At 69.0% G+C, this 13,486-nt stretch carries 12 protein-coding genes; 5 read left to right on the top strand and 7 right to left on the bottom strand.

The genetic code is table 11. The features are described 5' to 3' along the window. The first annotated feature begins 339 nt into the window (after window positions 1–339). On the top strand, window positions 340–1,188 hold the full coding sequence (locus VJT49_RS19665; protein WP_324166321.1) for a Ku protein: 849 nt from the start codon (window positions 340–342) through the stop codon (window positions 1,186–1,188). A gap of 54 nt (window positions 1,189–1,242) precedes the next feature. Beyond that, a complete protein-coding gene (locus VJT49_RS19660; protein ID WP_324166320.1) occupies window positions 1,243–1,443 on the top strand; it encodes a hypothetical protein in 201 nt (66 codons plus the stop codon). Between the two features lie 3 nt (window positions 1,444–1,446). On the opposite strand, the gene araD is transcribed toward VJT49_RS19660, so the two are convergent. The 4 genes from araD to VJT49_RS19640 are packed head-to-tail and all read right to left on the bottom strand — an operon-like array spanning window position 1,447 to window position 5,498. Further along, window positions 1,447–3,171: an L-arabinonate dehydratase gene (gene araD, locus VJT49_RS19655; protein WP_324166319.1), complete on the bottom strand. Its 1,725-nt coding sequence runs from the start codon at window positions 3,169–3,171 to the stop codon at window positions 1,447–1,449. Further along, complete coding sequence (locus VJT49_RS19650) at window positions 3,168–4,079, bottom strand: dihydrodipicolinate synthase family protein (RefSeq protein WP_324166318.1); 912 nt, start codon at window positions 4,077–4,079, stop codon at window positions 3,168–3,170. Before VJT49_RS19650 ends, araD begins: the two co-directional genes overlap by 4 nt. A gap of 16 nt (window positions 4,080–4,095) precedes the next feature. After that, window positions 4,096–5,190, bottom strand: a complete 1,095-nt coding sequence (locus VJT49_RS19645) for a sugar porter family MFS transporter (RefSeq protein ID WP_324166317.1) — start codon at window positions 5,188–5,190, stop codon at window positions 4,096–4,098. Beyond that, complete coding sequence (locus VJT49_RS19640) at window positions 5,175–5,498, bottom strand: MFS transporter (RefSeq protein ID WP_324166316.1); 324 nt, start codon at window positions 5,496–5,498, stop codon at window positions 5,175–5,177. The genes VJT49_RS19645 and VJT49_RS19640 overlap by 16 nt, the downstream gene beginning before the upstream one ends. A gap of 180 nt (window positions 5,499–5,678) precedes the next feature. Here VJT49_RS19640 and VJT49_RS19635 point away from each other — a divergent pair, with 180 nt between their 5' ends. Both VJT49_RS19635 and VJT49_RS19630 read left to right on the top strand, forming a co-directional pair. After that, a complete protein-coding gene (locus tag VJT49_RS19635) occupies window positions 5,679–6,335 on the top strand; it encodes a GntR family transcriptional regulator (protein ID WP_324166315.1) in 657 nt (218 codons plus the stop codon). Window positions 6,336–7,056: 721 nt separating this feature from the next. Further along, complete coding sequence (locus VJT49_RS19630; RefSeq protein WP_324166314.1) at window positions 7,057–8,286, top strand: FAD-dependent monooxygenase; 1,230 nt, start codon at window positions 7,057–7,059, stop codon at window positions 8,284–8,286. Here the strand turns inward: VJT49_RS19630 and VJT49_RS19625 are convergent. From VJT49_RS19625 to VJT49_RS19615, 3 genes are all read right to left on the bottom strand, one after another. Then, complete coding sequence (locus tag VJT49_RS19625; protein ID WP_324166313.1) at window positions 8,214–11,099, bottom strand: BTAD domain-containing putative transcriptional regulator; 2,886 nt, start codon at window positions 11,097–11,099, stop codon at window positions 8,214–8,216. The two genes, VJT49_RS19630 and VJT49_RS19625, sit on opposite strands and share 73 nt — an antisense overlap. A gap of 425 nt (window positions 11,100–11,524) precedes the next feature. Next, on the bottom strand, window positions 11,525–12,415 hold the full coding sequence (locus VJT49_RS19620; protein WP_324166312.1) for a 2-hydroxyacid dehydrogenase: 891 nt from the start codon (window positions 12,413–12,415) through the stop codon (window positions 11,525–11,527). A gap of 14 nt (window positions 12,416–12,429) precedes the next feature. Continuing rightward, window positions 12,430–12,780: a VOC family protein gene (locus tag VJT49_RS19615; protein ID WP_324166311.1), complete on the bottom strand. Its 351-nt coding sequence runs from the start codon at window positions 12,778–12,780 to the stop codon at window positions 12,430–12,432. A gap of 142 nt (window positions 12,781–12,922) precedes the next feature. Between VJT49_RS19615 and VJT49_RS19610 the strand changes: the two genes are divergently transcribed. Next, window positions 12,923–13,486, top strand: a 564-nt coding sequence (locus VJT49_RS19610) for an aminoacyl--tRNA ligase-related protein (protein ID WP_324166310.1), incomplete at its 3' end; no start/stop codon positions are given.

Raw genomic sequence — 13,486 nt, 5'->3', positions numbered from 1 at the left:
CCTGACCGCTTTCGCTGTGCCGGACGCCACGGGAATGGCCGGGCAGCGAACCGGTCGGCCGACTTGTCAGCCCCCGCACCGTCCGCCGGGATATCGAACGGCCCAGCTCGGGCAGGTGCTGCCGTCACGGCTGCGGCACCGCGTGCGGATCCGCCGCCCGCCGGCCCTCGCACCCTCCCGCGTGAGCTGCCGGAAACCGGATGCCGTGACCTTCGTGACCAGCAGGTTGTACAGTCTCGCGCCCACCTGGGTGCGACATCAGGCGAGTAGTCAGTGCTTGTTTTGTCCGCTACCGTCAATGATCTGGGCCGATGACTCCACGAGCGGAGGGCGCCTGCGATGCGATCGATGTGGAAGGGTTCCGTTTCGTTCGGGTTGGTCACCATCCCGATCCAGCTCTACGCGGCCACCGAGAACAAGAACGTCTCGCTCCGGCAGGTGCACGAGGCCGACGGTGGGCGCATCCAGTACAAGCGGTTCTGCTCCATCGAAGGCGTCGAGGTGCCCTACGGCGAGATCGCCAAGGGCTACGAGCTGGACGACGGCGAGATGGTCGTGCTCACCGACGCCGACCTCGACGGGCTGCCGCTGAACAGCTCGAACGCGATCGACGTGCTGGAGTTCGTGCCGCTGGAGTCCATCGACCCGCTGCACTACGACCGGCACTACTACCTCGAGCCGCAGAAGTCCGCCGCCAAGCCGTACGTGCTGCTGCGCGACGCGCTGCACAAGTCGGGACACGTCGCCATCGCGAAGGTCGCGCTGAGGCAGCGGGAGACGCTGGCCCTGCTCCGCGTGCACGCGGACGTGCTGGTGATGACCACCATGCTGTGGCCCGACGAGGTGCGCAAACCCGAGTTCGCGTTCCTGCACGAGGAGGTGCCGCAGGTGCGGCCGCAGGAGCTGAGCATGGCGGGCTCGCTGATCGAGTCCATGTCGGAACCGGTGTTCGACCCGTCCAAGTACACCGACCGCTACCGCGAGGCCCTGGAAGCCGTGATCGAAGAGAAGATCAAGGGCGGCAAGGGCACCACGAAGCCGCGCAAACGGGCCGCGACCTCGGACGTCGTCGACCTGATGGCCGCGCTGGAGGCCAGCGTCTCGGAGGCGAAGAAGGGCCGTAAGGCCCCCGTGCGCAAGACGCCCGCCAAACGCACCAGCCGCTCCGCCAAGACGAAGAGCGCCTAGACACGCCGGGGGAGGTCCCGGGAATTGTCGGGCTGGCGTGATAGGAACGGCGGTATGGATTGCCGTAGTTGCGCCAGCGGGCTCGACCACTGCCACGGCACGCTCGTCCTGCACGAAAGCGGCGTCGTCGACTGCACCGAGGCGTGCTCGGACCTCGACCAGGTACGGCACTCGCTCCGCATGACCTGCGCCGAGATCGAGGGCGGCTGCCGGTGCGTCGCCGAGTTCACCGAGGAATTCGCCCGCGCCTCCTGAGCGTCACCGTGGGTCGGGCTCCGGGTTGACCCCGGCCCTGGCCAGGAAGTCGAAGTCACAGCCCTGGTCAGCCTGCGTGATGTGCTCGGCGTACAGGGCGCCGTACCCGCGTTCGTAGCGGGGCGGTGGTGCGGTCCATGCCTCGCGGCGTCGCTGGAGTTCGGCGTCGTCCACGTCGAGCAGCAGGGTCCTGGCCGGCACATCGAGCGTGATCAGGTCACCGGTGCGGACGAGTGCGAGCGGCCCACCAACGTGCGACTCGGGCGCGACATGCAGCACGCACGCGCCATAACTGGTGCCGCTCATCCGCGCGTCGGAGATCCGGACCATGTCACGGACGCCCTCGGCGAGCAGCCGGTCCGGGATCGGCAGCATCCCGTACTCGGGCATCCCCGGCCCGCCCAGCGGCCCCGCCTCCCGCAACACCAGCACCGAATCCGCGGTGATCTCCAGCTCCGGGTCGTTGATCCGGCGTTTCAGCTCGGCATAGCCGTCGAACACGACCGCTGGACCGGTATGCCGCAGCAGGTGCGGCTCGGCCGCGATGTGCTTGATCACGGCACCGCTGGGCGCGAGGTTTCCACGCAACACGGCCAAGCCGCCCTCGGGTGCCACGGGTTTGTGCGCCGGCCGGATCACGTCGTCGTTGTGTACCCGTGCGCCGTCGAGTTCCTCCCCAAGTGGGCGGCCGGTGGCCACCACCCGGTCGGGGTGCAGCAGACCGAGCCCGGCCAGCCGGGACAACAGGCCGCGCAGCCCACCGGCGTAGTAGAAGTCCTCCATCAGGTACTCGCCGCCGGGCCGGATGTTGGCCAGCACCGGCACGCGCCGCGCGATCTCGTCGAAGTCGTCCATGCCCAGCGGGATCCGGCTCCGGCCCGCCATGGCGATCAGGTGGATCACCGCGTTGGTCGACCCGCCGAGTGCCAGCACCGTGGTGACCGCGTCGGCGTACGCCTGGGGCGAGAGGATCCGCGAGATCCGCAGGTCCTCCCACACCATGTCGACGATCCGCAGCCCGCTCGCCGCGGCCATCCGGTGATGGGCCGAGTCGACTGCCGGGATCGCCGCCGCGCCGGGCAGGGCCAGGCCGAGCGCCTCGGCGGCGGAGGTCATGGTGGACGCGGTGCCCATTGTCATGCAGGTGCCGGGGGAACGGGCCAGTCCCGTCTCCAGTTCGCCGATCTCACGGTCACCGATCAGCCCGGCCCGCCGGTCGTCCCAGTACTTCCACATGTCCGTGCCACTGCCCAGCGTCCGGTCGCGCCAGTGCCCGTGCAGCATCGGCCCGGCGGGCACGAAGATCACCGGCAGGTCCGCGCTGGCCGCGCCCATCAGCAGCGCGGGCGTGGTCTTGTCGCAGCCGCCCATCAGCACCGCGCCGTCGACCGGATAGGACCGCAGGATCTCCTCGGTCTCCATGGACAGCAGGTTGCGGTAGAGCATCGGCGTCGGCTTCTGGTAGGTCTCCGACAGCGTGGCCACCGGGAACTCGACCGGGTACCCGCCGGCCTGCCACACCCCGCGCTTGACCTGTTCCGCGCGTTCCCGCAGGTGCATATGGCACGGGTTGATGTCGCTCCAGGTGTTGAGGATGGCGATCACCGGCTTGCCCAGGTGCTCCCCGGGGTTCAACCCGAGCTGGCGGGCCCGCGTCCGGTGGCTGAAGTTGCGCAGTTCCTCCCCGCCGTACCAGCGGTTGCTGCGCAGTTGATCGGGCTCCTTCACCCCGCGATCTCCCACGTCTTGAGTATTCGGACCACCCGTTCGCGGCCCAGCTCGTCCAGCACGTGGCTCGGCGGGCGGACATCGCGGCGGCAGACGCCGAGCTGCGCGAGGGCTTCCTTGACCACGCTCACGTTGTTCTGCGACGCGCCGTCCGCCCGCATCCGTTCGAACGGCTGGATCAGTCGCCACAGCCGTTGCACGGTCACGCTGTCGCCGGTCCGCAATGCCTTGAGCAGGCGGACCGACAGTTCGGGGTGGACGTTGGCCAGCCCCGAAGTGAAGCCGGTCGCGCCGAGCGCGAAGTAGCCCGGCGCGGCGAGCTCGGCCAGGCCCGCGATCCAGACGAAAGAGCCCGCCGCTCCGCTGTTCGAGGCCACTTCGCCGAAGCGGACCGGATCAGGGACGGAGTACTTCACCCCGACGACGTTCGGCGCCAGCTCGCACAGCCGGGCCAGGTCCGCCCCGTCGATGCGCGGGCTGCGCAGGTACAGCACTACGCCGAGGTCCGGCACCGCTTCGGCGATGGCCCGGTGGTAGTCGACCCACCCCGCGGCCGACACGTACGGGTGCACGGGCTGATGGACCATGATCGCCGCGGCTCCGGCCCGTTGCGCGTAGCGGGCCGCCTCGATCGCGTCGGGCACCGAGCCGCCGACACCGGCCATGATGGTGGCGCGTGACCCCACGGCACTCGTCGTGACGTCCACGGCCTGCCGCGCTTCGTCCGCGGTCAGGGCGTAGAACTCGCCGGTGTTGCCGTTCGGGGTGACCACGTCGATCCCGCCGTCGACGATCCGCGCCAGCACCTTCTCCAGCGCCGGCAGGTCCAGGTCGCCGTGGGCGTCGAACGGGGTGACCGGGATGGCCACCACCCCCGCCAGAGCCGCGGTGATCTTGTCCAGAGCCATCTGCTGCCTTTCGTCCTCAGGAGGCCGTCGCGGCCGGCTTCGTGGCGCCGCCGCCGACGCGGGCCCGCAGGTCCAGTTCGATCTGTTCGAGGCTGCGGCCCTTGGTCTCCGGCACGAACTTCGCGACCAGCACGTACAGCACGACGCTGACCGCGGCGAAGATCCACGCCGAGTAGGCCAGCCCGAGGCCGTTTTCCATCACCGGGAAGACGAAGGTGATGGTGAACGTGCCCGCCCACAGCACCACGCTACTCACACCCATGCCGACGCCGCGCGCCTTGAGCGGGAAGACCTCCGACATCATCAGCCACACGATTGCGCCCCAGCCCAGCTCGTAACCGGCCAGGTAGACCATCAGCAGGACGAGTGTCGAGATGCCCGAGGCGATCGGCGAGTGCAGGGTCAGCACAGCGACGCCGAGCAGCAGCAGGGTGGCCGCCATGGACACGTTTCCGATGAGCAGCAACGGTTTGCGGCCCCAGCGGTCCACCACGAACACCACCCACGCGGTGAAGGCCAGCTTCACCACGCCGAGCACGATCGACGCCAGCAGGGAAGCCGAGTTGCCGAAGCCGAGGTTGGTGAACATCGTGGGCGCGTAGAAGTTGACCGCGTTGACCCCGCAGAACTGCTGGCCGATGGCCAGGATCAGGGCGACCACGAGTGCGGGCCGGACCAGCGGGGTGATCAGGTCGCGCAGTCCTGGTCGCTGCTCCTGGTCGAGCCGGATGACCTCGCGGATGCCCGCGACCTCGGCGTCCACGTCCACGCCGGAGCCCTGAGCGTCGCGGATGACCTGCCGCGCCGGCTCCTCGTGCCCGCGGGCGAGCAGCCAGCGCGGGGTCTCCGGCAGGAAGATCATGCCGATCAGCAGCGCGATGGCGGGCACGATCGCGGCGGCCAGCATGGCTCGCCAGTTGGCGGAGAACGAAAACGCCCAGTCCACTATGTAGGCCAGCAGGATCCCGGTGACGATCATGATCTGGTTCAGCGAGGAAAGCATGCCGCGCGTCTTGGCCGGTGCCAGTTCGGCCAGGTAGGTCGGTACCGTCGCCGAAGAACCGCCGACCGCGATGCCGACCAGGAACCGGAAGATCACCAGGGTGACCACGTCCGGCGCGAAGGTGCAGCCGTCGTGCCGATGGCGAACACCGTCGCGGCGAGCATGATCGAGCGGCGCCGGCCCAGCTTGTCGCACAGCCTGCCGGCGAAGGCCGCGCCGATCATCGCGCCGACCGCGAGGCAGCCGCCCACCACGCCCTGCGCGACCGAACCGAGTGACCAGATCTTCTTGATGTAGAGCAGGACGCCGGAGATCACGCCGAGGTCGTAACCGAACAGGATGCCGCCGAGGGCACCGAAGAAGTACAGCGTGGCTCTGTTGATCTGCCAGCGTGGCACCGTTGCCGATTGCCGCACGCCCCATCGTCTCTTTCGTATAAGGCCAGAATATTGCGTATCGCGTCTGATATATGATCAGCCAGAACCCCGCACGGGTCAATAGCGGTCCGCCTCACCTGCGGTGCTGCTAAGATCTGATATACCGCCACCGCCCATCGAAACCCTCCATAGAACTCGTTTGACCACTGAGGACGCGCCATGCCCGAAATGCTCAGCCTCCCGGCCTCCCGGACCGAGCTGGTCCTGGAGGAGATCCGGAAGGCCATCCTGACCAGGGAACTCCTTCCCGGTCAGCCTCTGGTGGAGATGGAGCTGGCGCAGCGGCTCGGTGTGTCCAAAACCCCGGTGCGCGAGGCACTGAAGCTGCTGTCCGGGTCGGGTCTGGTCACCTTCAGCCCGTACAAGGGGGCGTCGGTGAGCGTGGTCGACGAGGATCTGGCCCGCCAGGTCTACGACGTCCGCCTGCTACTGGAGCCCGAGGCCGTGCGCCGTACCGTGGTTGCGGGCGAAACCGGCTACCTCACGGAGGCGACCGAGGCGCTCGACGCCGCCGCGATCGCGCTCGCTGGCGGCGACCGCGCGGAGCTGAGCCTGCTCAACCGCCGTTTCCACCGGGCGCTTTACTCCGGCTGCGGCAATCCGCTCATGGTGCGGATGCTCGACGACGTCCGCGACCGGGCGGCGTTGATCAGCGTTGCGGGCTGGGAGGTCAACCCGAGCGCCAAGCGCGAGCTGGACGAGCACAAGGCCGTGTTGCGCGCGGCCCGGTCGGGCAAGGCCGACCGGGCCGCCGAACTGCTCCACAAGCACATCGCCGGCTTCGTGGACAGGCTCGTCGCCGGTATGCGTCGCTAACGCCCGCGCGGCCCGTCGTGGGCGTAGGTGAACCTGAATCCCGCGACGCCGCGCGTACCGGCCGGATTGTCGGTGAGCAGTCCGAGCTTCTTGGCGAAGTCAGCTTGACCGGGCCACCGATCCGCTGGAAGCCGGTCCCGTCGAGGCCGTATTCGAAGAAGGCGTCGGCGTCCTGGATCGACAATGGTGCCTGACCACACAGCCGCCTGGCGAGCACGGACCGTCCACCGTGGACCCTCCGACGAGGCGCGGATCCGCCGCATGCCTGGACGATCACGCCGGCCTACTGCGCGCTGCCACTGAAGTGCGGCAGGTCCGCCACCTGACCGTTCGAGCCACCGCTGCTGCCGTCAGTCCGCGGCACCGGTTTCCCGCGCGCGGAGCCGAGCTGCGGGGCCTGGTCGAATCCGCGGCAGAGGACGGCCGGGCGAACCGTACCTCGGCCGCGGACGGCCCCGCCGGAGTGGAGAGCAGGGCCGCCAGCAACAGGGAGATTACCTTCGTCACGTCACAGCTCCGGGAAGCTCGGCACGCTGCCTGATACATCGAGGCCGCCACGCCCATGCCGAGGCGGTGATGTCCGAGTTGTAGAGTGCCCGACCGGGGAATTCGCCTCCCGCTGACCGACGGGACGACAGACGGTCAGCCGACTGTCAGCCGATGGTAGGCGGCTCTCGCGAGTCTCGGATTCACAGACACCGAGACTCAACGGAGTTGACCAATGCGTAACAAGACCGTCCTCATCTCCGGCGCGAGCATTGCGGGCCCGGCAACGGCTTTCTGGCTCAACCGGTACGGCTTCACCACCACCGTCGTGGAGCGGGCTCCCGAACTGGGGAAAGGCGGCCAGGCCGTGGACTTCCGCGGCGCCCAGGTCGAGGTGCTGCGGCGCATGGGCCTGCTGGAGGAGGTTCGCCGCAACCAGACCGCCATGGGCGAGCAGCGCATCCTCGACGCCGACGGCAGGCACGTGTTCAGCCTCCCGTCGAGCTTCGCCGCCGGCGAGGTGGAGATCCAGCGTGGTGACCTCAGCCGCATCCTCTACGAGGCGACCAAGGATCGCACCGAGTACGTCTTCGGCGACCGGATCACGTCGCTGACCGAGACCGGCGAGGGCGTGCGGGTGACCTTCGCGCACGGCGCGCCGCGGACGTTCGACCTGGTCGTGGGCGCGGACGGGCTGCATTCCGGGGTGCGGACGCTGGCGTTCGGGCCCGAGGAGAAGTTCCGCAAGGACATGGGGTACTCCTTCGCGGGCTTCACCGCGCCCAACCATCTGAAACTCGATCACGTCGGCCTGATGTACAACCTGCCGGGCCGGGGCGTGATGGTGGCCAGCCACCGCAACGGCGCCGAAGCGACCGTGGGCCTGGTCTTCGCGACGGACATGCGCGAGGTCGACCGCCGTGACATCAAGAAGTTCCTCGCCGAACTGTACCGGGGTATCGGCTGGGAGGTGCCCAAGCTGATCGAGGCGATGTGGCGCGCGGACGACCTGTTCTTCTCGCCGTTGTGCCAGATGCACCTGGAGCACTACACGCGCGGGCGGATTGCGCTGGTCGGCGACGCGGGCTGGGGTGCGGGACCGGGCGGTTCCGGCACGGGCATGGCCATGGCGGCCGCGTATGTCCTGGCAGGGGAACTCGCCGAGGCCGGAGGAGATCACCGCGTCGCTTTTCCGCGCTACGAGCGCGAAGTACGTCCCGGCGCGGAAGCGGGCTTGAAACAGGCGAAGAACACTGGACCGTTCCTCGCGCCGAAGACCGCGAAGGGCATTTGGTTACGCAACCAGATGCACCGGCTCCTGGCCTCGAAAATGATGGTGGCGCAGCTCGACAAGATGGCGCTCAAGGCGGCGAACGTCCTGGCCCCCAGTGATTATGTGGTCGCGACGAACGAGACCGCCTCCTCCCGGGACATGGAGGCTCCTCGCCCGAAGGCGGCGTCGTAGACCGCGTCGCCGGCGAGCCGCCGGACCTCATTGGCGATCACCGGGGCAAGGGCCATGGTGCCCGCAGCCGTGGTGACGCCGAGCAGGTAGGCGGCACGCTCGCCGTCCTCGTCGAGCAACGCCAGCGAGATCAGCACCTCGCACCGCGCGCCGAGGCTCTGCCAGTCCGGTCCGCTCGCGCCCAGAGCCTGCCGGAACCGGTGGCGCGCCTCGGCGCGGTCGCCGCGGCGCTCGGCGAGCTGTCCGTAGCCGTGGTGCACCATCATCAGGGTCGCGGGCACGCCGATCCGGTTCGCGAGTTCTTCGACCCGCTGGTAGCCGATCTCGGCCGCATCGAGTTCACCGCCATGCATGAGCAGGCTCGCCCGGCGGCAGGAGAGCTCGGCGATCTCTTCGACCGCGCCCAACTGGGTCATCTCGCCGATCGCCTCCTCGGTGAGAGCGAGGGCGCGTTTCCAGTCGCCCTGCCGGCCGGCGAGCTGGGCGAGCCCGTCGAGCACCTGGGCGATGCCCCAGCGGTCGCCGACCGAGCGGAACCAAGCCAGCGATTCGGCGAACTCCGTTTCGGCCGCCGCCAGGTCGCCCTCGAAGATCCGCAGGTAGCTGAACGAGAAGTGGACCAGCGCCCGCATCCAAGGATCCCGGGCGGTGGCGAGCTGGTCGTGCAGCGGGATCAGCGGCACGTCCGGATCGGGAGGTCCGGCGAACAGCGACCACGCCACCACCAGGTACGGCTGGCGCAGCGGCAAGTTCCGTGTGCGCATTATGGCCTTGGCGCGCTCGAGTGCGTCCTCGGGCGGGGGCAGTGCGTTCAGCACGGCCAGCACGTATTCCTCTTCGAGTCCTTGCTCCGGTTCGAGCCCTGTGATCAGTTGCCCGGCCAGCGGGGAGATCTCGCTGCGCACCCCGCGCAGACGCCAGTACAGGGTCAGCGCGCCGATCAGCCGCAATGCCAGCCGCGGGTCGGCGCCGACCGCCCAGCGTAGAGCCGCGTGCAGGTTGGCGTGCTCGGCGGTCAGCCGGGCGAGCCAGGTCGACTGCTCGGCTCGTCGGAGGTGCGGGTCGGCGGTCCGGGCGAGGTCGAGGAAGTATTCGGCGTGCGCCCGCGCGAACCGTTCCTGCTCCCCGGTCTCGGCGAGCAGCTCGGCGCTGAACTGGCGAATGGTCTCCAGCATCCGGTACCGGCCCGCGGACGCCTCGATCAGTGACTTGTCCGCCAGGGCATCGAGCAGGTCTTCGGCGTCCACTTCGGACAGCACCGCGGCGGCGGCCGTCGCGGTCGCCCCGCCGGCGAACACCGAGAGCCGCCGGAGCAAGCGCTGTTCGCGGGGGTCGAGCAGGTCCCAGCTCCAGCTGACGACCGCACGCAGCGTCTGGTGCCGGGGCGCGGCGGTGCGGCTGCCGCGAGAGAGCAGGCGGAACCGGTCGTCCAGGCGGGCCTCCAACTGGGCCGGGGTCAGCGAGCGGAGCCGGGCCGCGGCCAGCTCGATAGCCAGGGGCAGCCCGTCGAGCGCCCGGCAGATCCTCCGCACGGCATCCTCCATCGCGAAGCCGGGGGCGACCGCCTCCGCCCGGTCGGCGAACAGGCGCATGGCGACGTCCTCGGCCAGCGGTGGCAGCGGGCACAAGGCCTCACCGGTGATGCCAAGCGGTTCACGGCTGGTTGCCAGCACGCGCACGCTCGGGCACGAGCTGAGCAGACGGTGCACGAGTTCGGCCGTCTCGGCGATCACGTGCTCGCAGTTGTCAAAGATCAGCAGGATCGGCCGATCGCGAAGCACGGCGGCGAGCCTGTCAACAAGATCAGTCCGCTGGCCAGGCGACCCGAGGAGCCCGGCCTCGCGCAGACCCAGTGCGGACAGCACCGCCTGCGGTACTTCGGCACCGCCGGTGACGGGCGCCAGGTCCACGAAGCAGACTTCACTCGCGTCCGCCGCGGTGCTCGCTTGGATGGCCAGCCGGGTCTTTCCCATGCCGCCGGGCCCGGTCACGGTGACCAGACGGGCGGTGCCGAGCAACTCACGGACTCGTTTCAGTTCGTGGTCGCGCCCGAAAAATTTTGTGAGCTGCGCGGGTACGGCCGCGGCCCGGATCGGCTCGCCGGTGAGGATCGCCAGATGGGTTTCCGCCAGTTCGGGCGACGGGTCGGCGCCAAGCTCGTCGGCCAGCGTCCGCCGTGCGTCTTCAAAGGCGGTCAACGCCTCGGCCTGCCTGCCCGACGCCCGCAGCGCACGCATGAGCAGCCCGTGCAGCCGCTCGCGCAACGGGTTCTCCGCGACCAGCACCTGCAGTTCGGTGACCAGCTCGCGGGATTCGCCGCGGAGCCCGGCCGCGAGCTCAGCCTCCGCCCGGTCTTCGACGGCGCTCAGCCGCAGTTCGCTCAGCCTGGCGGCCGGCGTTTCGGGCAGTTCGGGCTCCCCCCGCCAATACGCCAGCCCTTCGGCGAGCAGCGCGGCGGCTTTGCGGTGCTCGCCGGTCTCCAGAGCCTGCCGTCCCGCCCGGGCAAGGCGGGTGAACCGGTGCACATCGACCTGGTCGGGATCGACCTTCAGCCGGTACCCACCCGGGTGGAACTCGATCAAGTCGGTGCCGAGCCTGCGTCGCAACCGGGAGACCTGGGCCTGGAGCGCGTTGCCGGCGTCCTTGGGCGGGTTTTCGCCGTAAAGGTCGTCGATCAGCTCGCTGGTCCCGACCAACCGGCCCGTCTCCAGCAGGAGCAGCGCCAGCAAGGCGCGAGGCCGGGGGCCACCGACGGCCACCGGGGTGCCGTCGTCGGCCCGCACCTCGGTGACCCCCAGAATGCCGAACCACATGCGGGTCATTGTTCCAGGTGATCGCAAGGGTGTGGCTGGTCGTCGGCGGAGGCTCCGCCGTGGGTTCGGCCACGAACCCGCCAAGGCCCCGAAGGACGTGTCCGAGGGCGCTCCAAACGGTCCGATATGGACGATTGATGGTCGAACAGTGGATCCTCCGTGGCAGATCCACGAGGGACGAGAGCAGGGACTTCAGATGCCGCTTCACGGCGGGAAACTCGGACATGATTCCAGGCTAGCGAACAAATGGACGAAAAATGAAGGGGGCTAACTCGATCGTGTTAATCGTTTGTCCTAAAAGGACTTATTTTTCGTGGACCGCCAGGCGGAGAAAACGAGTCCTGGAGGGGAATCGTCGTCGCGAAAGCTGGACTCGCGTGTCGCGAAAGCTGGACTCGCGTGTCGTGAAAGGGGGACTCGCGAGGTTAGTGGACGAGGTTGGCGAGGGGGCGGCCGGTGGTGAATCGGGTCAACTGTGCTTCGACGAGTTTTTTGGCGCGGGGGTAGAACGAGGCCGAGCCGCCGGCCACGTGCGGGGTGATGATCGCGCCTGGCGCTGTCCACAAGGGATGGCCGGCGGGCAGGGGCTCGGGGTCGACGACGTCGAGGGCCGCGCGCAGGCGGCCGTTCGTTACCTCCGTGGTCAGTGCCGCGGTGTCGATGGCCGTTCCACGGCCAACGTTCACCACGAGCGCGTCGTCGGGGAGCAGGGCGAGTTCCCGCCTGCCCAGCAGCCCCCGCGTTCGCGGGGTGTCGGGCAGTACGAGGACCACGATCTCGGACGACGGCAGCAGGTCCGGCAGTTCGTCGACGCCGTACACGCCGGGCCGCGCGGCGCTGGCGACCGGCACGACTGCGGCGTCACCGGCGCGCAGGGAGCGCTCGATCGCCCGGCCGATCGAACCGTAGCCGATCAGCAGGACCCGGGAATCGGCGAGGGAGCGCGTGTGGACGCGGTCCCATGACTCCACCTTCTGCTGCTCGAACCACCGGGGAAGGTCACGCTGGGCGGCCAGCATCAGGGCGAGGGCGTGCTCGGCGACGCTCAGATCGTGCAGGCCGCGGCCGTTCGCGAGTCGGACGCCATCGGGGATCAGGGGAAGCAGGTTGTCGTACCCGGCCGACAGTGTCTGCACCGCGCGCAGCGACGGCATCTTCGTGATCAGTTGGGGCGGCTCGGGACCGCTGTCGTAAGGCAGCACATAGAACTCGACCTCGCGGAGATCCGGTGGCGCGCCCGAACCGTCGTAGTGCGAAACGGCGAGCCCGTCCGGAACGGAAATGTCGGTCCAAGGCAGCAGCACGCGAGCGGTCATGCCCCCATGGTGACCTACCCGGACTGGGCGACGCAGAACTGGTTGCCCTCCATGTCCGCCAGGACCGTCCAGTTCAGTCCCGGCGCGGAGTGCTCGGCCACTTGCGTGGCGCCGAGCCCGGTCAGCCGCGCGACCTCGGCCGCCCGGTCGGCGGCCCCGAGGTCGAGATGCAACCGGTTCTTGCCTGCCCGCGGTTCGGGGACCTTTTGGAACCCGAGGCGGACCCCGCCCTCCTTCTGTGGGTTCAGGTACAGGAACTCGCCGTAGTCCGCGGCGACCTCGACGCCGAGCACCTGTGTCCAGAAGCCGGAAAGCCGCTTCGGATCGGCGCAGTCGATGGTGATCATGCCAAGTTCAACGCTCATGACCCGCACGCTAGAGCAGCCCACCGACATTTTGCTTTCGCGAGCGACCCACAGGCGCGGTAGGTGCGATAACCGGTTGAAGCCAGTGGCGGGAGGTTGACTACCCTGGTTGCGACGTGTAACGGCCCCAAGGAGCTCCCCAGTGATCACGAGGATGTCGACGCTGTTCCTTCGCACCTTGCGTGAGGATCCGGCGGACGCCGAAGTGCCCAGCCACAAGCTGCTGGTCCGCGCCGGCTACGTCCGCCGTGTCGCCCCGGGCGGCTACTCGTGGCTGCCGCTCGGCCTGCGGGTGCTCCGTAACGTCGAAGCCGTGGTGCGCGAGGAGATGGACGCCATCGGCGCCCAGGAGATCCAGTTCCCCGCGCTGCTGCCGCGCGAGCCCTACGAGGCCACCGGCCGCTGGACCGAGTACGGCGACAGTCTGTTCCGGCTCAAGGACCGCAAGGGCGCCGACTACCTGCTGGGCCCCACCCACGAGGAGCTGTTCGCCCTCACGGTGAAGGGCGAGTTCAGCTCGTACAAGGACTACCCGGTCATCCTGTACCAAATCCAGACCAAGTACCGCGACGAGGCGCGCCCGCGCGCCGGCATCCTGCGCGGCCGCGAGTTCCTCATGAAGGACTCGTACTCCTTCGACCTCGACGACGAGGGTCTGGGCAGGTCCTACGCCCTGCACCGCGAGGCCTACCGGCGCACCTTCGAG

This window comes from Amycolatopsis sp. (genome assembly GCF_035276945.1).
GTDB lineage: Bacteria > Actinomycetota > Actinomycetes > Mycobacteriales > Pseudonocardiaceae > Amycolatopsis_E.
This window is presented reverse-complemented; position numbering and strand designations above follow the sequence as displayed.